The organism is Kineococcus sp. NBC_00420, assembly GCF_036021035.1.
Lineage (GTDB): Bacteria > Actinomycetota > Actinomycetes > Actinomycetales > Kineococcaceae > Kineococcus.
In genome coordinates this window covers 4,912,840-4,931,776 of the sequence record NZ_CP107930.1, presented here as the reverse complement: position 1 = coordinate 4,931,776, position 18,937 = coordinate 4,912,840, and the positions used below count along the sequence as shown (strand labels likewise).

General features: G+C 67.9%; 13 protein-coding genes and 3 rRNA genes. 1 reads left to right on the top strand and 15 read right to left on the bottom strand.

Annotated elements, in window-relative coordinates; all coding sequences use genetic code 11:
* Positions 1–4: 4 nt before the first annotated feature.
* Genes recN through OG218_RS24060 form a run of 6 tightly spaced genes read right to left on the bottom strand, consistent with a single transcriptional unit; the run spans position 5 to position 5,238 of the window.
* Positions 5–1,834 carry a DNA repair protein RecN gene (gene recN / locus OG218_RS24085; protein ID WP_328295747.1) on the bottom strand — a complete coding sequence of 610 codons (1,830 nt, stop codon included), beginning with the start codon at positions 1,832–1,834 and terminating at the stop codon, positions 5–7.
* Between the two features lie 4 nt (positions 1,835–1,838).
* A complete protein-coding gene (locus OG218_RS24080) occupies positions 1,839–2,777 on the bottom strand; it encodes an NAD kinase (RefSeq protein WP_328295746.1) in 939 nt (312 codons plus the stop codon).
* Positions 2,774–3,592 carry a TlyA family RNA methyltransferase gene (locus tag OG218_RS24075; RefSeq protein WP_328295745.1) on the bottom strand — a complete coding sequence of 273 codons (819 nt, stop codon included), beginning with the start codon at positions 3,590–3,592 and terminating at the stop codon, positions 2,774–2,776. Before OG218_RS24075 ends, OG218_RS24080 begins: the two co-directional genes overlap by 4 nt.
* Entirely contained in the window at positions 3,589–3,786 is a 198-nt protein-coding gene (locus OG218_RS24070; protein ID WP_328295744.1) for a hypothetical protein, read from the bottom strand. Before OG218_RS24070 ends, OG218_RS24075 begins: the two co-directional genes overlap by 4 nt.
* A 10-nt stretch (positions 3,787–3,796) precedes the next feature.
* Positions 3,797–4,894 (bottom strand): HAD-IIA family hydrolase, encoded by a 1,098-nt coding sequence (locus OG218_RS24065; protein WP_328295743.1) that lies wholly within the window; start codon positions 4,892–4,894, stop codon positions 3,797–3,799.
* The gene (locus OG218_RS24060; RefSeq protein WP_328295742.1) at positions 4,891–5,238 is read right to left on the bottom strand and encodes a tetratricopeptide repeat protein; all 348 of its coding nucleotides are present in this window, start codon (positions 5,236–5,238) and stop codon (positions 4,891–4,893) included. The genes OG218_RS24065 and OG218_RS24060 overlap by 4 nt, the downstream gene beginning before the upstream one ends.
* Before the next feature lie 145 nt (positions 5,239–5,383).
* On the opposite strand from OG218_RS24060, the gene OG218_RS24055 reads away from it, so the two are divergent.
* Positions 5,384–6,583, top strand: a complete 1,200-nt coding sequence (locus OG218_RS24055; protein ID WP_328295741.1) for a DUF1015 family protein — start codon at positions 5,384–5,386, stop codon at positions 6,581–6,583.
* A gap of 106 nt (positions 6,584–6,689) precedes the next feature.
* On the opposite strand, the gene rrf is transcribed toward OG218_RS24055, so the two are convergent.
* The 9 genes from rrf to OG218_RS24010 form a co-directional block, all read right to left on the bottom strand.
* Positions 6,690–6,806, bottom strand: a 5S ribosomal RNA gene (rrf, locus tag OG218_RS24050).
* 189 nt (positions 6,807–6,995) lie between these two features.
* A 23S ribosomal RNA gene (locus OG218_RS24045) occupies positions 6,996–10,179 on the bottom strand.
* Between the two features lie 661 nt (positions 10,180–10,840).
* Positions 10,841–12,359 (bottom strand): 16S ribosomal RNA (locus OG218_RS24040).
* Together the 16S, 23S and 5S rRNA genes form the textbook arrangement of a ribosomal RNA operon.
* A gap of 490 nt (positions 12,360–12,849) precedes the next feature.
* Entirely contained in the window at positions 12,850–14,118 is a 1,269-nt protein-coding gene (gene tyrS / locus OG218_RS24035; protein WP_328295740.1) for a tyrosine--tRNA ligase, read from the bottom strand.
* A gap of 14 nt (positions 14,119–14,132) precedes the next feature.
* The gene (locus tag OG218_RS24030) at positions 14,133–14,780 is read right to left on the bottom strand and encodes a DNA-3-methyladenine glycosylase (protein ID WP_328295739.1); all 648 of its coding nucleotides are present in this window, start codon (positions 14,778–14,780) and stop codon (positions 14,133–14,135) included.
* A complete protein-coding gene (argH, locus tag OG218_RS24025) occupies positions 14,765–16,207 on the bottom strand; it encodes an argininosuccinate lyase (RefSeq protein WP_328295738.1) in 1,443 nt (480 codons plus the stop codon). Before argH ends, OG218_RS24030 begins: the two co-directional genes overlap by 16 nt.
* On the bottom strand, positions 16,207–16,761 hold the full coding sequence (locus tag OG218_RS24020; RefSeq protein WP_328295737.1) for an arginine repressor: 555 nt from the start codon (positions 16,759–16,761) through the stop codon (positions 16,207–16,209). Before OG218_RS24020 ends, argH begins: the two co-directional genes overlap by 1 nt.
* A complete protein-coding gene (gene argF / locus OG218_RS24015) occupies positions 16,758–17,678 on the bottom strand; it encodes an ornithine carbamoyltransferase (protein ID WP_328295736.1) in 921 nt (306 codons plus the stop codon). Before argF ends, OG218_RS24020 begins: the two co-directional genes overlap by 4 nt.
* A complete protein-coding gene (locus tag OG218_RS24010; RefSeq protein WP_328295735.1) occupies positions 17,675–18,925 on the bottom strand; it encodes an acetylornithine transaminase in 1,251 nt (416 codons plus the stop codon). Before OG218_RS24010 ends, argF begins: the two co-directional genes overlap by 4 nt.
* Between the last annotated feature and the right edge of the window lie 12 nt (positions 18,926–18,937).

Genomic DNA, 18,937 nt, shown 5'->3' with positions numbered 1-18,937 from the left:
ACCCCTACGTCGCACGCCCGCGCGGCTTCCGCGCAGCAGTGCTCGATCGTCCCACGGGTGCAGGACCGCCCCGTGCCGCACGCGCCGGACGTGACCTGCTCGTGCGCCCGGCCCCGGTCTCCTGCACCGCTTCCGCACGCGAGGAGTTCAAGAGCTCCTCGGCGTGCGCGCGGGCGGTCCCCGACCCGCTGCCGGAGAGCATCCGGGCGAGCTCGGTGACCCGTCCCTCGTCGTCGAGACGCACCACCCCGGACTCGGTCACGCTGCCGTCGTCGGTCTTGACGACCGTGAGGTGGCTGTCGGCGAAGGCCGCGACCTGGGCGAGGTGGGTGACGACGACGACCTGGGTCGTGCGCGCCAGCCGTGCCAGCCGTCGGCCGATCTCGACCGCGGCGCGGCCCCCCACACCCGCGTCGACCTCGTCGAAGACCATGGTCGGCACGGGGTCGGTCCCGGCCAGGACGACCTCGAGAGCCAGCATCACCCGGGACAGCTCACCGCCCGAGGCACCGCGCGACAGCGGTCGTGGGGCCGCCCCGGAGTGCGCGGCGAGGAGCAGTTCGACGCTGTCGCAACCCCACGGTCCGAGGTCGTGGCCGGTGTGGACGGCGACCTCGATGCGCGCGCTGGGCATGGCGAGCGCGGTGAGCTCGCTCGCCACCCGCTCCTCCAGCGTCGACGCGGCGGCCCGGCGGGCGACGCTGAGTCGAGCGGCCAGGGCGCGCAACTGTCCCTCGAGCTCGTCGCGTTCCTTGGCCAGCGTCTCCAGCCGGCCGTCGTCGTCGAGGTCGAGCAGCCTCTCCGCCGCGCCCCCCGCCCACCGGAGCACTCCCGCGACCCCCTCGGAGGGGTCGGCCGCGTAGCGACGCACCAGCGACGTCAGGAGCGCACGGCGTTCCTGGACGACGGCGAGGCGCAACGGGTCGGCCTCGAGGGACTGCGCGTAGGCCGCGACCTCGGTCGCGAGGTCCGCCAGCAGGTAGGAGACCTCCCCGGCGCGGGCCGCGAACCCGGACAGCGTCGGGTCGTGGTCGCCGGCCTGGCTCAGGGCGCGACGGGCGCTGTCGACCCGTACGTCGGCTCCGCCCTCCCCGCTCCCGTCCCCCCCGCTGGCCTCTCCGGTCAGCGCCTCGTGGGCCGTCGAGACGGCCTCCCGGAGGACCTCGACGTGGGCGAGGCGATCGGACTCCTCGCGCAGGGCGACGTCCTCCTCGGGCTGGGGATCGACGCGTTCCACCTCCTCCAGGCCCAGTCGCAGCAGCTCCGCCTCGCGGGCCCGCTCGGCGGAGTGGCCGGCGACGTGGTCGTGCTCGGCGGTGAGGGTCCGCCAGCGGGCGTGGACCTGCTGGTACTCGGCGAGGTCCTTCGCCACGACCGCTCCGGCGAAGGCGTCCAGGACGCGCAACTGCTGCGCCCCCGAGCGCAGTCGGAGCTGGTCGGTCTGACCGTGTACGGCGATGAGGTGCTCGGAGATCTCGGCCAGCACCCCGACGGGTGCACTGCGACCACCGACGTGGGCCCGACTGCGACCGGTCGCCGAGAGGGTCCGGACGAGCAGGAGCTCACCCTCGTCGACCTCGCCGCCCGCCTCACGGGTGCGGGCCGCGACGGCACCGTCCTCGGGGACCTGGATGCGGCCCTCGACGACGGCGGCGTCGTCGCCCGCGCGGACGGCTCCGGCGTCGGCGCGCTCCCCCATGAGCAGTCCGAGACCGGTCACGACCATCGTCTTGCCCGCACCGGTCTCCCCGCTGATCACGGTGAGCCCGGGCCCCAGGGGGAGCCTCGCGTCGCGGATGACCCCCAGGGAGCGGATGTGCATCTCCTCGATCACGCCGTCACCCGTCCTCGCTCGAGCGCGGACCCCGCCAGCCCTGGACGGGCAGGCCGAACTTGGCCACGAGCCGGTCGGTGAAGCTGCCGGAGCTCAGCCGCGCCAGCCGGATCGTCTGAAGCGAACGACGGACCTCGACGCGTGCACCGGCCGGGGCCGCGAACGTCCGCCGACCGTCGCACCACAGGACCCCGCCGTCACCCATCCCCGGCAGGACCTCGATCCCCACGACGGAGGTGGGGGCGATGACCAGCGGCCGGGCGAAGAGGGCGTGCGCGCTGATCGGGACGACGAGCAGCGCCTCGACCTCGGGCCAGACCACGGGGCCCCCGGCGGAGAACGCGTAGGCGGTCGAGCCCGTCGGTGTCGCCGCGATGACCCCGTCGGCGCCGAACGTGCTCAGCGGTCGACCGTCGACGTCGACGACGAGCTCCAGCATCCGCTCGCGGTTGGCCTTCTCGACCGAGACCTCGTTCACCGCCCACGAGGAGGCCACGACCTGACCGTCGAGGACGACCTGCACGTCGAGGGTCATGCGCTCCTCGACGCGGTAGTCGGCCGCGACGACCCGCGTGACGGTCCCGACGATCTCCTCGCGTTCGGCCTCCGCGAGGAAGCCGACGTGGCCGAGGTTGACCCCGAGCAGTGTCGTGTCGGTGCCGCGGACGAGCTCGGCGGCCCGCAGGATCGTGCCGTCCCCGCCCAGGACGATGACCATCTCGGCCCCGAGGACGGCACCCTCGAGGTCGCACTCCTCGACCAGCGCGCGGTCGTCGACGCTCAACGCCGACGCCTCGTCCGGGGTCATCAGGGTGCGGATCCCCGCCTCGTGGAAGCGGTGCACCACCTTGGTCAGCGCGGACACCGCCTCGGAGCGACCGGTGTGCGCGAGCACCAGGACGGAACGCTCCGCCTGCGGGAGAACAGCCGGTCGTCCGGTCACGACAACCCTGCCTGGGGACCCTCGGCGATCGCCCGGGCGAGGTCGTCCTCGTCCAGGGTGGGCGCACCCTCACCCAGGTGCAGGAAGTACTCGACGTTGCCGGAGGGGCCGGGGAGCGGGCTCGCGGCGACGCCGCGCACCCCCAGGCCGAGGGTGGCCGCGGCCGCCGCGACCGTCCGGACCGCGCCGGCACGCAGCTCAGCGCTGCGGACCACACCCCCCGCGCCAAGCGCGTCGCGGCCGACTTCGAACTGCGGTTTGACCATGAGCACGTGTTCCGCCTCGGGAGTGACGCACCGCACCAGCGCGGGCAGGACGAGCGTCAGGGAGATGAAGGACAGGTCGGCGACGACCAGCGAGGGCGCCGGAGCGACGACCTCGGGTTCGAGGGTGCGGACGTTGGTGCGCTCCACGACCGTCACGCGGTCGTCGGTGCGCAGCGACCAGGCGATCTGGCCGTAGCCGACGTCGACCGCGACGACGTGCCCGGCGCCCCGCCGGAGCAGGACGTCGGTGAAACCGCCGGTGCTGGCCCCGGCATCGAGACAGCGACGCCCGGTGACGTCGACGGCGAACGCGTCGAGGGCGCCCACGAGCTTGTGGGCACCCCGGGAGACGTACTCGTCCTCGGCCGTGACCTCCTCGACGAGGATCGCGGCGGCGACGTCGACCTGGGTCGCGGGTTTGGCCGCGGTCGCGCCGCCGACGCGCACGCGACCCGCGGCCACCAGTTCGCTCGCGTGCTCACGCGACCTGGCCAGACCTCGACGCACCAGTTCCGCGTCGAGGCGGAGCCTGCGGACGGCCACCGTCATCCCTCCGTCGCAGCCAACCGCTCGCGCAGTGCGAGGTCGACGGCGGTGTAGACGTCCACGTGGTCGTGGACGCTGACGGCCTCGAGGCCGTCGAGCCGGGCGAGGGCGTGGTCGAGCACCTCGTCGTGGGCGGTCGAGCGCGGGGACGGACCGGGCTTCGGCGCCTGGCTGCGAACGTCCTCGGGGTTCATCACGGGCGCCACGCTACAAGCTCGGTCCGACGCACTCGGGGACGTCGTCCACACCCGCGCGTTCGACCGGCTGTTCGACCAGTCCGGCGAGCGCCTCGACCGCGGCGGCGAGGTCGACGTCCAGCCCCGCGTCCACACCGGCCCAGACGGCTGCGGCGGCCGCCCGCAACACGTCGAGACCGTCCGGACCGACCTCCCCGACGCGGACGACCAGCGACCCATGATCGACCTCGACCTGCGCCTCACGACAGGTCGCGAGGACTCCGTAGGGGCGCTGTACGACCTCCACCGCGGGGTGCACGTCGACGAGGCCCCGCAGGTCGTGGCTGACGTGCCCGGGTCGCTCGTGCGGCTTCGCCGCGAGGAGTTCCCCGACCCCGGTCACGCCGGTGAGGACGAGCAGACCGGGAAGGCCGGCGGTGCGTGCTCCCTGCAGGTCGGTGTCCAGGCGGTCCCCGACGACGAGGGCGTTCTTCGCCCTCAACCGTTGCACGGCCGCGTCGAAGAGGGCGCGCTCCGGCTTGCCGCAGACGACGTCCGGGCCCCGCCCCGCTGCGCGGGCGACGAGGTCCACCAGCAGCCCGTTGCCCGGTGCGGGGCCTCCCGGGGTCGGCACCGTCGCGTCGAGGTTCGTCGCGACCCACGGCAGACCCGAGCGGACCGCGTGGGTCGCTTCGGCGAGCTGGACCCAGCTCAGGTCCGGGGAGAACCCCTGGACGACGGCGACGGCCTCGGTGCGCTCCTCGGTGGGGCGCAGTCCCACGTCCTCCAACGCCACGCGCAGTCCGGTGCCCCCGACGAGCAGCACCGCCGAACCGGCAGGCAGTTCGGCGGCCAGGTGGTCGGCGGCGGCCTGCGCGGAGTTGACGACGTCCTCGTCGGCGGCAGGGACGCCGAGGTCGCGCAGGTGGCCCGCGACGGTCGCCGGGGTGCGGGAGGCGTTGTTCGTGATGAACCCCAGCCGGAGTCCCGCCGCGACGGCGACCTCGAGCGCGGAGACGGCGTGCGGAACGGCGTCCGGCCCGACGTAGACGACACCGTCGAGGTCGAGCAACAGGACGTCGTGGTCGTCGAGGAGGGAACCGGTGCTGGCGGACAGGGTGGTGCTCACGGACTCCCCGGGATCTGGCGCGCCGCGATCGTGGCGCGGACCTGTCGAAGGCGGTCGGCGTACTCCGGACGGTCTGGACGCATGGCGTGCGCCATGGCCAGGTGTTCGGCTGCGAGGCCGAACCGTCCGAGGCGGCTGAGGCAGAGACCCAGCCCGAAGTGAGCGTAGTCGTCGGCCGGCCGGGCGACCGCGAGGTCCCGGAAGGACTGCGCCGCTCCTGCCACGTCACCAGAATCGTACTGGGCCCTGGCCAGGGCCTCCAGAACTCCCGTCGAGCTCGGTTCCTCGCCGTGAGCCCGGGCCAGCAACGTCGCCGCCGCCGCGGCTTCACCGGCTGCGAGCAAGGCGAGACCGCGGTGGAGCCACTCGTAGGTCCCCCCGCTAGGACGCCCGCTCGAGCGGTCTCCGTCCCCCTCGGGAGAGCTATGGGACACGGTGGACCTCCTCGCGATCAGGGGTGGAGCGGTCGACGACAGCTCCGACCGTAGGATGCGACGGGTGGAGGACGCACGCACGGGAACGCGTGCCCGACCAGGATCACCGTCGCGACCAGCCGAGTCACCAGGTCCTCTGCTCCGGCCGTTCCCCGGCCTGCGCTACGACCCGGTCGTCGCTGGCCCGCTCGCCTCACTGCTGGCCCCACCGCACACCGAACTGGACCGCAGCACGCGGACAGCTCTGTTGGCGTCCTCGCGCTACGTCGTGACCCACCTGGAACGCCCCGAGTACGACGCCGGCCCCGGCCGCGCCGTGCAACGGTGGTTGGACGAGGGAGCGCTGGTCCAGGACGAACCCAGCTTCTACGTCGTGCGCCAGGAGCAGGACGGACGTGTGCAGCACTTCCTGATGGGGCAGCTCGACGTGTCCGCGCACGACGACCGCGTGCATCCGCACGAAGGCGTCTTCGAGCAGGCCGTCACCGCGAGGCTGGAACGGCTGGAGACGACGGGTGTGGATTCCGAGCCCGTCCTCGTGGTCGACAGGCATCCCTGGCCGTTGTCCTGGACCGACCCGGCCCCGCTCGGTCGGCGGGTCGAGGTCGCGGAGAACGACCGGTGCCACGTGGAGGTCTGGCAGCTCGACGATCCAGACGTGCTGACGGAACTCACCGTGGCGTCGGCAACGCACCGGTTCCTCATCGCCGACGGGCACCACCGCCACGCAGCAGTCCTCCGAGCCGCGCAACGCGACGGGACTCCGCACTCGTTGCTGGTCGCGGTCGCCGACGACGCGATCGAACCGGTCGACCTCCGCGCGCTGCACCGGGTCCTGCCGCGGGCAGCCGCTCAGGAGGTTCTTCGACGAGCCCCCCGACGACGCGACGTCGTGGTGAAGAACGCCGCAGGAGTCGCCCTCATCGTGGACGCCCTGGGATTCGAGCAGGCTCTGGTGGTCTGTGACGGAGCCAGCGTCGTGGTCGAGTGCCCGCCCGCTACCGGGACGACGGTCGGGAGTGGCGCGTGGGTCGACACGGTCGTGCGAGGGTTCGGCACAGGCAACTCCGACGTGCGCTACCGACCCGACGCCAGCGCGATCTGGTCGACCCTCGGCGACCGCGCCGCGGTCTTCCTCCCCAAACCCCGGGTGCCGGCCCTCCAAGAGCTCGTCCACGGAGGCAGCAGCCTCGGGAGGAAGACGACGTCCTTCCGCCCCAAGCCCCTCGCGGGGACCGTCCTGCGCTTGCGCTGAGAACTGCGCAGGATCGGCTGTCCCAGCCTGAAACGGGGCAGAAACACGTGTGGGGAGCAACCCTTACGGGCTGCTCCCCACACGCTTACCCACTACAAGAGTGAGTGGCCGGCGGTGACCTACTCTCCCACCCAGTCTCCCGAGCAGTACCATCGGCGCAGGTGGGCTTAGCTTCCGGGTTCGGAATGAGACCGGGCGTTTCCCCACCGCTATGACCACCGGACCACAAAGGCCAGGATCAAACCACACCCCCCACCCCCACGAGTGGGACGTGAAGCGTGTGTTCGAGTTCTCTCCCGAGAACCACACAATGGACGCGAACACCACAACAGCAGTGAAATCGTTAGTTGGATTGTTATCACACTCGCCCCGACCCACCAACCCACCACAAAGTGGCGGCAGCTGGTGCGTGGTAGACAAGTGATCGGCTTATTAGTACCGGTCAGCTCCACAGCTCTCTCGTCGCTGCTTCCACACCCGGCCTATCAACCCCGTGATCTACAGGGAGCCTCCCACCCCTTCAACAGGGCACGGAAACCTCATCTCGAAGCAGGCTTCCCGCTTAGATGCCTTCAGCGGTTATCCCTTCCGAACGTAGCCAACCAGCCATGCTCCTGGCGGAACAACTGGCACACCAGAGGTTCGTCCGTCCCGGTCCTCTCGTACTAGGGACAGCCCTTCTCAAGTTTCCAACGCGCGCAGCGGATAGGGACCGAACTGTCTCACGACGTTCTAAACCCAGCTCGCGTACCGCTTTAATGGGCGAACAGCCCAACCCTTGGGACCTACTCCAGCCCCAGGATGCGACGAGCCGACATCGAGGTGCCAAACCATGCCGTCGATATGGACTCTTGGGCAAGATCAGCCTGTTATCCCCGGGGTACCTTTTATCCGTTGAGCGACCGCGATTCCACACTCCACGGCCGGATCACTAGTCCCGACTTTCGTCCCTGCTCGACCTGTCGGTCTCACAGTCAAGCTCCCTTGTGCACTTACACTCAACACCTGATTGCCAACCAGGCTGAGGGAACCTTTGGGCGCCTCCGTTACTCTTTAGGAGGCAACCGCCCCAGTTAAACTACCCATCAGGCACTGTCCCTGATCCGGATCACGGACCGAAGTTAGACATCCAGAACGACCAGAGTGGTATTTCAACGATGACTCCACCATCACTAGCGTGACCGCTTCACAGTCTCCCACCTATCCTACACAAGCCGTCCCGAACACCAATACCAAACTATAGTGAAGGTCCCGGGGTCTTTCCGTCCTGCTGCGCGTAACGAGCATCTTTACTCGTAGTGCAATTTCGCCGAGTTCGCGGTTGAGACAGCGGGGAAGTCGTTACGCCATTCGTGCAGGTCGGAACTTACCCGACAAGGAATTTCGCTACCTTAGGATGGTTATAGTTACCACCGCCGTTTACTGGCGCTTAAGTTCTCAGCGTCCCCACTTGCGTGGGTAACCGGTCCCCTTAACGTTCCAGCACCGGGCAGGCGTCAGTCCGTATACATCGTCTTGCGACTTCGCACGGACCTGTGTTTTTAGTAAACAGTCGCTTCCCCCTGGTCTCTGCGGCCCTCAAACGCTAGCCCGCAAGGAGCTTCACGTCTCAGGCCCCCCTTCTCCCGAAGTTACGGGGGCATTTTGCCGAGTTCCTTAACCACGATTCACTCGAACGCCTCGGTATTCTCTACCTGACCACCTGAGTCGGTTTAGGGTACGGGCGGCTCGAACCTCGCGCCGAGGCTTTTCTAGGCAGCATGGGATCACCCTACTTCCCCCCGAAAGGGTCACCATCAGGTCTCAGACACGACATTGAAGTCAGAAGTGCGGATTTACCAACACCTCGCCCTACACCCTTGGACGTGGACAACCATCGCCACGCGGAAGCTACCCTCCTGCGTCACCCCTGTTAATACGCTTGACTACTACCGGATCGGATCACACGCTCCACCAACCACCACCCGAAGGCGCCGGCGGCTTAGGGTGCTTAGCATCCCCGGCCTCACCATGGACGGTTCTACGCCGGTACGGGAATATCAACCCGTTGTCCATCGACTACGCCTGTCGGCCTCGCCTTAGGTCCCGACTTACCCAGGGCGGATGAACCTAGCCCTGGAACCCTTGGTCAATCGGCGGACGGGTTTCTCACCCGTCATTCGCTACTCATGCCTGCATTCTCACTCGCGTGCAGTCCACAACCCATCACCAGGCTGCTTCACCCCACACACGACGCTCCCCTACCCATCCACACACCTGCCCACCAACACCCAACCCCCACCCACAACCCGAAGGCCACAGACAAAGATCACTGCTGAAGAGAGATTAATATGTGAATGCCACAGCTTCGGCGGTGTACTTGAGCCCCGCTACATTGTCGGCGCGGAATCACTTGACCAGTGAGCTATTACGCACTCTTTCAAGGGTGGCTGCTTCTAAGCCAACCTCCTGGTTGTCTGCGCAACTCCACATCCTTTCCCACTTAGCACACGCTTAGGGGCCTTAGCTGATGATCTGGGCTGTTTCCCTCTCGACTACGAAGCTTATCCCCCGCAGTCTCACTGCCACGCTCTCACTTACCGGCATTCGGAGTTTGGCTGACGTCAGTAACCCGGTGGGGCCCATTAGCCATCCAGTAGCTCTACCTCCGGCAAGAAACACGTGACGCTGCACCTAAATGCATTTCGGGGAGAACCAGCTATCACGGAGTTTGATTGGCCTTTCACCCCTACCCACAGCTCATCCCCCAGGTTTTCAACCCTGGTGGGTTCGGTCCTCCACGCGGTCTTACCCGCGCTTCAACCTGGCCATGGGTAGATCACTCCGCTTCGGGTCTAGAGCACGCGACTATAGGACGCCCTATTCGGACTCGCTTTCGCTACGGCTACCCCACACGGGTTAACCTCGCCACGCACCACTAACTCGCAGGCTCATTCTTCAAAAGGCACGCCGTCACAGGTACAAGCCTGCTCCGACGGATTGTAGGCACACGGTTTCAGGTACTATTTCACTCCCCTCCCGGGGTGCTTTTCACCATTCCCTCACGGTACTTGTCCGCTATCGGTCATCAGGAAGTATTTAGGCTTACCAGGTGGTCCTGGCAGATTCACACGAGATTCCACGAGCCCCGTGCTACTCGGGACATGCTCCCAAGGAGGCCGCAATGTTTCGCCTACGGGGGTCTCACCCACTACGCCGGACCATCCCAGGCCCTTCGGCTACACCACGACTTTCTCACTCCCCGACCAGGTGGTAGCCCAGTCCAGAACACTCCCACAACCCCAACCCCGCAACCCCTACCAGGTATCACACGGAACTGGTTTAGCCTCATCCGCTTTCGCTCGCCACTACTCACGGAATCACTATTTGTTTTCTCTTCCTGTGGGTACTGAGATGTTTCACTTCCCCACGTTCCCTCCACACACCCTATACATTCAGGTGCGGGTGACCGCCCATGACGACGGCCGGGTTTCCCCATTCGGACACCCTCGGATCAACATTCGGTTGCCAACTCCCCGAGGCTTATCGCAGGCTCCCACGTCCTTCATCGGCTCCTGATGCCAAGGCATCCACCATGCGCCCTTACACACTTGACCACCACACACCACCCACCACCACCAACCCACCCGAAAGCAGGACAACAGCAGCAGAGCAGACATGCAGGTCAAGGCGAAACTGCAATAAAAACCCAAACCACAAAGACAGTACGGACCACCACCCACCGAAGTGAGATGACAGCCCGCTCATCAGAGGATTATCACTCGACGAACATCACTACTTTCACGCCCCTCAAAGGAGCGCTACTTGATGCTCGCGTCCACTGTGCAGTTCTCAACAGACAACCCGCACCCACCCCGTAGAGACCGACACCAGACACCCGCAACCCCACCCGAGAGCAGAGACACGAACCGATGTGAACGATCAGGGCAGGCCCAGACCAAGACACCAACCACACCCACCCACCACCCTCCCCAGACACGACGTCGGAAGAAGAGCAGTACGTAGCTGCCGGCCGGTCCCTCAGGACCCAACAGTGCGCCAGGCACTCCCCGACCCCACCACCGCGTTCCACCCGAGCAAAACTCGAGGTACTGACAGATGATGAGCATCCAGAAGTGCCGTGTTGATGTTCCACCCTTGAGCACCAGCCGTCGAACGTATGCCGACGAAACTGGCCCATCCCCACCACACCTCATACCCCACGAAGGAGGCCTGAGACCTGAGATTCAACTCAGTGACGGGGTTGATGCTCCTTAGAAAGGAGGTGATCCAGCCGCACCTTCCGGTACGGCTACCTTGTTACGACTTCGTCCCAATCGCCAGTCCCACCTTCGACAGCTCCCCCCCTTACGGGTTGGGCCACCGGCTTCGGGTGTTACCGACTTTCATGACGTGACGGGCGGTGTGTACAAGGCCCGGGAACGTATTCACCGCAGCGTTGCTGATCTGCGATTACTAGCGACTCCGACTTCACGGGGTCGAGTTGCAGACCCCGATCCGAACTGAGACCAGCTTTTTGGGATTCGCTCCACCTCACGGTATCGCAGCCCTCTGTACTGGCCATTGTAGCATGCGTGAAGCCCAAGACATAAGGGGCATGATGATTTGACGTCATCCCCACCTTCCTCCGAGTTGACCCCGGCAGTCTCCCATGAGTCCCCACCATAACGTGCTGGCAACATGGAACGAGGGTTGCGCTCGTTGCGGGACTTAACCCAACATCTCACGACACGAGCTGACGACAACCATGCACCACCTGTACGCGACCAACTAAATGACACCCCATCTCTGGGATTCCACCGCGCATGTCAAGCCTTGGTAAGGTTCTTCGCGTTGCATCGAATTAATCCGCATGCTCCGCCGCTTGTGCGGGCCCCCGTCAATTCCTTTGAGTTTTAGCCTTGCGGCCGTACTCCCCAGGCGGGGCGCTTAATGCGTTAGCTGCGGCACGGAATCCGTGGAATGGACCCCACACCTAGCGCCCAACGTTTACGGCATGGACTACCAGGGTATCTAATCCTGTTCGCTCCCCATGCTTTCGCTCCTCAGCGTCAGTAACTGCCCAGAGACCCGCCTTCGCCACCGGTGTTCCTCCTGATATCTGCGCATTTCACCGCTACACCAGGAATTCCAGTCTCCCCTACAGCACTCTAGTGTGCCCGTACCCACTGCAAGCTCAGAGTTGAGCCCTGAGTTTTCACAGCAGACGCGACACACCGCCTACGAGCTCTTTACGCCCAATAATTCCGGACAACGCTTGCACCCTACGTATTACCGCGGCTGCTGGCACGTAGTTAGCCGGTGCTTCTTCTGCTCCTACCGTCACTTTCGCTTCTTCGGAGCTGAAAGAGGTTTACAACCCGAAGGCCGTCATCCCTCACGCGGCGTCGCTGCATCAGGCTTTCGCCCATTGTGCAATATTCCCCACTGCTGCCTCCCGTAGGAGTCTGGGCCGTGTCTCAGTCCCAGTGTGGCCGGTCGCCCTCTCAGGCCGGCTACCCGTCGTCGCCTTGGTAGGCCATTACCCCACCAACAAGCTGATAGGCCGCGAGCCCATCCCCAGCCGAAAAACTTTCCACCCACACTCGATGCCGAGGCGGGTCGTATCCGGTATTAGCCACCGTTTCCAGTGGTTGTCCCAGAGCCAGGGGCAGGTTGCTCACGTGTTACTCACCCGTTCGCCACTGATCCACCCCGAAGGGCTTCACCGTTCGACTTGCATGTGTTAAGCACGCCGCCAGCGTTCGTCCTGAGCCAGGATCAAACTCTCCGTCGAAAAACCTACGACCACACCACCACCCCGAAGAGCAGTAGCACAGCCAAGATCTTTAGCACTTCATAGTTGACCCTTGGACTCGAAAACCCCACCCCCCACTGGCGTGAAAGAGGCGGAGATCAATCCCAAAGGAACCCCAAACCATCACCCACCCACGCAGAAAACGCAGCGCAGTGACAGCCGAATTGGGGGTTGATACATATATGGCATCAACATTTTTGGCACACTGTTGAGTTCTCAAGAACCGGACGCACCCACCCGCAACAACCCCCACACAGAGGGCCACCCGAAGAGGGGCAACTTTCCCACCTTAACCACCAACCAGGCCAAACAGCAACCCAGTCACCATCAAGGCTTCCGGCGCCACCCACCAGACGCGGACCACCCAAGCTCAGAAGCTCCGGTTTTCCGCCCCGTCGGGGCGACATGAGAAACAGTACGCGGCTGTCGGGGCGAAGGGCAAATCCGCATCGCCCCGACAGCCACTCACCTACTGCGGCAACAGAAGTGCCACCGCAGCGAGGGTCTTCTTCCCCCGCCGCAGCACCGCGTAGCGGCCGTGGAGGAGCTCCACGTCCGCCAGCGTCGCCTCGGGGTCGGTCACCTTGGTGTTGTTCACGTAGGCGCCACCCTCCCCGATGGTCCGGCGGGCACCGCCGAGGCTGGGTGCGAGGCCGGTGTCGGCGAAGAGCTGCGCCAGGCGCACGTCCCGGTCGGCCGGCGTCGCCGTCGGCAGCTCCTCGAGGGCACCCCGCAGGATGCGTTCGTCGATCCCGTCCAGCTCGGAGCCGCCGAACAACGCTGCCGAGGCGTCCTCGACGGCGACGGCGGCCGCCTCACCGTGGACGAGTGCCGTGACCTCGTGGGCCAGCGCACGCTGCGCCGCCCTGGCCCGGGGGTTCTCGACGACCTGTCGACCCAGCTCCTCGATCTCCTCGCGGGAGCGGAAGCTGAACGCCTTCAGGTAGTCCACGACCTTGGCGTCCTCGGCGTTGAGCCAGAACTGGTAGAAGGCGTACGGCGACGTCAGGTCGGGGTCGAGCCAGACCGCGCCGGACTCCGTCTTGCCGAACTTCGTCCCGTCCGCCTTGGTGAGCAGCGGGGTCGCCAGGGCGTGCACCGTCTGCTGGTCCACCCGACGCACCAGCTCGCAGCCGGCGGTGATGTTGCCCCACTGGTCCGAACCACCGAGCTGCAGCGCGCAGCCGTGGCGACGGTGCAGCTGGAGGAAGTCGTTGCTCTGCAGCAGGACGTAGCTGAACTCGGTGAAGCTGATCCCCGTCGTCGCGAGCCGCTTGCTCACCGCCTCACGATCGAGCATGCGGTTGACGCTGAAGTGCTTGCCCACGTCGCGGAGGAACTCGATGGCCGACATGGGTCCGGTCCAGTCGAGGTTGTTCACCATCGTCGCGGCCGCGGGGCCGTCGAAGTCGAGGAAGGGCGCGATCTGGCCCTGGAGGCCCGTCACCCACCCGGCGACCACCGACGGGTCGTTCATCGTGCGCTCGGCCGAAGGACGCGGATCCCCGACCAGACCGGTGGCCCCGCCCACGAGGATCAGCGGGTGGTGCCCCGCCTGCTGCAGACGCCTCGCCGTCAGAACCTGCACGAGGTGGCCGACGTGCAGGCTCGCCGCCGTCGGGTCGAAGCCCACGTAGTAGGTGAGCGGTCCCGTCCGCAGCGCTTCCTGCAGCGCGGCCTCGTCGGTGGACTGCGCCACCAGGCCCCGCCACTGCAGTTCGTCCCAGACGTCGCTCACGACTCGTCGGCTCCTCAGGTCCTGCGCCCCGACTTCCGGGGCCCGGGCGACCGTCGCCCGCCGACACGGTAGTCGGAGACGGTGCGGTCGTTCGAGAGAGAAACGCGCCAAGGGGTCGGGGCCCCCGCACCGGCCACCCCGACGCGGGGTCCCCACACGACGTCGACGTCGTCGACCGCAGCGCCGCGGAGGACCTCCAGCTCCCCCGGACTGCTGACGTCGAGGCCGTTCTGGGCGCGGTCCACACCGAGCGCCTGGGTGAGCCGGGCCGGTCCACGGGCCAGGTCGACGTCGCGCTTGGCGCTCACCCGGCGCGAGCGGGCCAGCTCCAGGCCCTCCACGACCTCACCGCCCCGCAACAGCACCGCCGACGCCGTGCCCTCCCCCGCGCAGACGAGGTTCATGCACCAGTGCATGCCGTAGGAGAAGTAGACGTAGGCGTGCCCGGGCGGCCCGAACATGACCTGCGTACGGGGGGTGCGACCGCGGAAGGCGTGCGACCCGGGGTCGGACTCCCCAGCGTAGGCCTCGACCTCCGACAACCGGACACCGACGACGCCGGCGGGCGTCGCGTGGCGCACGACGCAGCCCAGCAGGTCGCGCGCCACCTCGGTGACGGCCCGGTCGTAGAACTCCCGCGGGAGCCTCAGGGACGTGCCCACGCCAGGTGTCCCGCGAGTGCGTCCTGCGCGGCCTCGAGCTGCTCCGCCACCCGAATGGGAGCGGTGCCACCGATCCCGTCTCGGGAGGACAACGATCCCTCCGTCGACAGGACGTCCTTGACCTCGGGGGTCAGGTGGGCAGAGATCGCCGCGAGGTCCTCCACCGAGAGGTCCCAGAGCTCGACGCTGCGGCCGAGTTCCGCGGACAGCTCCTCGCAGCGGCGCACGCACGCCCCCGAGGTCTGGTGCGCGTCGCGGAAGGGCACCCCCTGGCGGACCAGCCACTCGGCGATGTCCGTCGCGAGCGCGAATCCCTGCGGCGCCAGCGACGCCATGCGCTCGGTGTGGAAGTGCAGGGTGGCGATCATCCCGGCGACGGCGGGCAGCAGGACCTCGAGGGTGTCCACCGCGTCGAAGACGGGTTCCTTGTCCTCCTGCAGGTCCCGGTTGTAGGCCAGGGGCAGTCCCTTGAGGGTCGCCATCAGACCCGTCAGGTCACCGATGAGCCGCCCCGCCTTGCCGCGGGCGAGCTCGGCGACGTCGGGGTTCTTCTTCTGCGGCATGATGCTCGACCCCGTCGACCACGCGTCGTCGAGGGTGACGAAGGAGAACTCCTTGGTCGCCCACGCGATGACCTCCTCGGAGATGCGCGAGAGGTCGACGCCGATCATGGCGGCGACGAAGGCGAACTCGGCCGCGACGTCGCGCGAGGCGGTCCCGTCGATGGAGTTCTCGACGCTGCGGGTGAACCCGAGTTCACGGGCCACGGCGACCGGGTCCAGCCCGAGCGAGGAACCCGCGAGGGCGCCGGAACCGTAGGGCGAGATCGCGGCTCGGGCGTCCCAGTCGCGCAACCGCTCCACGTCGCGCAACAACGGCCACGCGTGGGCCATCAGGTGGTGCCCCAGCAGGACCGGCTGCGCGTGCTGCAGGTGCGTGCGACCCGGCATCGCGGCCCCCGGGTGCGCCGCGGCCTGGGTGAGCAACGCCTCGACGACGTCGAGCACCAGCCCCGCGATGAGCTTCGCGTGGTCGCGCAGGAACATGCGCAGCAACGTGGCGATCTGGTCGTTGCGGGACCGTCCCGCACGCAGTCGGCCACCGACGTCGCCACCGACGCGTTCCACGAGGGCGCGTTCCAGGGCGGAGTGGACGTCCTCGTCCTCCTCGGCGGGGACGAACGCACCGGAGACGACGTCGGCCTCCAACGCGTCGAGCCCCGCGAGCAACGCCGTGAGGACGTCGTCGTCGAGGAGGCCCGCCGTGTGCAGGACGCGGGCGTGGGCTCGCGACCCGGCGAGGTCGTAGCGGGCGAGGCGGAAGTCGAAGTGGGTGGACTTCGACAGCGCCGCCATCGCCGCGGCGGGACCGCTGGCGAACCGAGCGCCCCACAGACCCTTCTCGCCCTGCTGGTTCTCGTCCGACATCACACGTCCACTTCGCTCTCAGGATCTTCGGGGGTGGAACTGTCCCGGCGGGCCAGCGCCAGGAAGCGGGCGGCGACGGCGTCGCCCCCGAGCGGGTCACGGGAGATGACCAGCACCGTGTCGTCCCCGGCGATCGTGCCCAGCACGGTCGGGATCACCGAGTGGTCGATCGCGCTCGCCAGGAACTGCGCGGCCCCCGGCGGGGTCCGCAGGACGACGAGGTTCGCGGAGGCCTCCGCACTCACCAGGAGTTCCTCGCACCAGCGGGCGAGCCGGGCGTCCAGGACCTCCTGGCCGATGCCGCTGCGGGGGGTGCGGTCCCCGCCCTCGGCGGGCAGGGCGTAGACGAGGCCGCGGTCACCGTCGCGCACCTTGACCGCACCGAGTTCGACGAGGTCGCGGGACAGGGTGGCCTGGGTGACGGCCACCCCCTCCTCGGCGAGGTGGGTCGCCAGCTCGGTCTGGGAGCGCACGGGCAGCCGACCCAGCAGGGAGGCGATCCGGTCGTGCCGGAAGGCCTTCGTCCCCGCGCCGGCGCCGGTGGGAGAGGTCATCGGGAGTTCGCGAGCAGCCAGACGAGCAGCGCCTTCTGGGCGTGGAGGCGGTTCTCGGCCTCGTCCCAGACGACCGACTGCGGACCGTCGATGACCGCGGCGTCGATCTCCTTCCCGCGGTAGGCGGGCAGGCAGTGCAGCACGATCGCGTCGTCCTCCGCCCCGCTCAGCAGGTCCGAGGTCAGCGAGAAGGGCCGGAACCGTTCGAACTCCTGCCCCTCCTGCCCCATCGAGATCCAGGTGTCGGTGGCGACGACGTCGGCGGCGGCGACGGCCTCCTCGGCCGAGGTCGTCACGGTGACGGACCCGCCCGTGGTCGCGGCGACGGCCTGGGCCCGGGCGATGATCTCGGGGTTCGGCAGGTCCGAGCCGGGCGTGCCGATCCGGACGTGCATCCCGGCGGTGGCCCCACCCAGGGCGTAGGAGTGGGCCATGTTGTTGGCCCCGTCCCCCACGTAGGCCAGGGTCAGCCCCGCGAGGGCGCCCTTGCGCTCGATCACCGTCTGCAGGTCGGCGAGGATCTGGCACGGGTGGTAGTCGTCGGTGAGGGAGTTCACGACCGGTACCCCGGAGTGCGCGGCCATCTCCTCGAGGTCCGCCTGCGAGAACGTACGCCACACGATCGCGGCGACCTGGCGTTCCAGGACCCTGGCCGTGTCGGCGACGGGTTCACCGCGACCGAGCTGCGACCCCGCGGCGTCGACGACGAGCGGGACACCGCCGAGGTCGGCGACGCCGACGCTGAAGGAGACGCGCGTCCGGGTCGACGGCTTGTCGAAGACCAACGCGACGGTCTGCGGGCCGGCGAGGGGTTTCTCGGCGAAGCGATCGGCCTTCAGGCGGGCGGCGAGGGCCAGCACCTCGGCCTGTTCGGCCGGGCTGAGGTCGTCGTCGGCGAGGAAGTGCCGGACGGTCACGAGGAGGCTCCGTTCGTGGCTGCGGTGTCGAGGATGTCGGGCAGGGCGGCGACGAACGTGTCGGCCTGCGCCGTGGTGAGGACGAGCGGGGGTGCGAGGCGGATCGTGTCCGGTCGGGCGGAGTTGACGATGAACCCCCGGGCCAGCGCGGCCGCCACGACGTGAGCACCGAGGGGTTGTGTCAGGGCGATCCCCAGCAGCAGGCCCTCACCGCGCACTCCCTCGACCAGGGGATGGCCGAGAGCGGTGACGGCGTCGCGCAGGTGGCGACCGACGGCGTCGGCGTTCGCGAGCAGCCCGTCGCGTTCGACGGCGTGCAGGACGGCGAGACCGGCGGCCGAGGCGACCGGGTTCCCGCCGAACGTCGAACCGTGCTGGCCGGCGCCGAGGAGTGCGGCGTTCGCCGGGCCGAACGCGACGACGGCCCCGATCGGGATCCCACCGCCGAGTCCCTTGGCCAGCGTCATGACGTCGGGGACGACGCCCTCGTGGCGGGGGTTCTGGTGCGCGAACCAGTGACCGGTGCGGGCGATGCCCGTCTGCACCTCGTCGAGGACGAGGAGGGCCCCGTGCTCGGCGGTGATGCGCCGCGCCGCCGCCAGGTACCCGTCCGGCGCGGGGACGACACCGTTCTCGCCCTGCAGGGGTTCGAGGAACACCGCGGCCGTGGCGCCGTCGACGGCGCGACCGAGCGCGCCGACGTCGCCGTAGGGGACGAACTCCACGCCACCCGGTAGCGGTTCGAAAGGCGCCCGGTAGGACTCCTTGGCGGTGAGGGCCAGCGCACCCATGGTGCGGCCGTGGAACGCCCCCAGCGTCGAGACGATCTTCGTGCGGCCGGTGCGGCGGGCCATCTTGAAGGCGGCCTCGTTGGCCTCGGTGCCCGAGTTCGCGAAGAACACCGCGGAACCCTGCGGGGCGCGCGAGACGTCCAGGAGACGTTCCGCGAGGACGACCTGCGGTGCACTGGCGAAGAAGTTGGAGACGTGCCCCAGCGTGGTCAGCTGCGCCGTGACCGCCGCGACCAGCAGCGGGTGCGCGTGCCCGAGGACGTTCGTCGCGATGCCCCCGAGGAGGTCGAGGTACTTGTTCCCGTCGGCGTCCCAGACGTGGCAGCCCTCACCGCGGACGAGGACGCGCTGCGGGGTGCCGAACGTCTGCATGACCGACGTCGAGTAGCGCTGCAGCCACGCGTCGCCGGTGCCTTCGGTGACCGGCAGGGCTTCCGCCGCCGTCGCGAGATCCACGTCAACTCCCTG

Excerpts from the sequence above, each read along its gene's own strand:
- OG218_RS24075 (WP_328295745.1), bottom strand. The coding sequence starts at position 3,592 with ATGACGGTGGCCGTCCGCAGGCTCCGCCTCGACGCGGAACTGGTGCGT.
- OG218_RS24055 (WP_328295741.1), top strand. The coding sequence starts at position 5,384 with ATGCGACGGGTGGAGGACGCACGCACGGGAACGCGTGCCCGACCAGGA.
- argH (WP_328295738.1), bottom strand. The coding sequence starts at position 16,207 with ATGTCGGACGAGAACCAGCAGGGCGAGAAGGGTCTGTGGGGCGCTCGG.
- OG218_RS24020 (WP_328295737.1), bottom strand. The coding sequence starts at position 16,761 with ATGACCTCTCCCACCGGCGCCGGCGCGGGGACGAAGGCCTTCCGGCAC.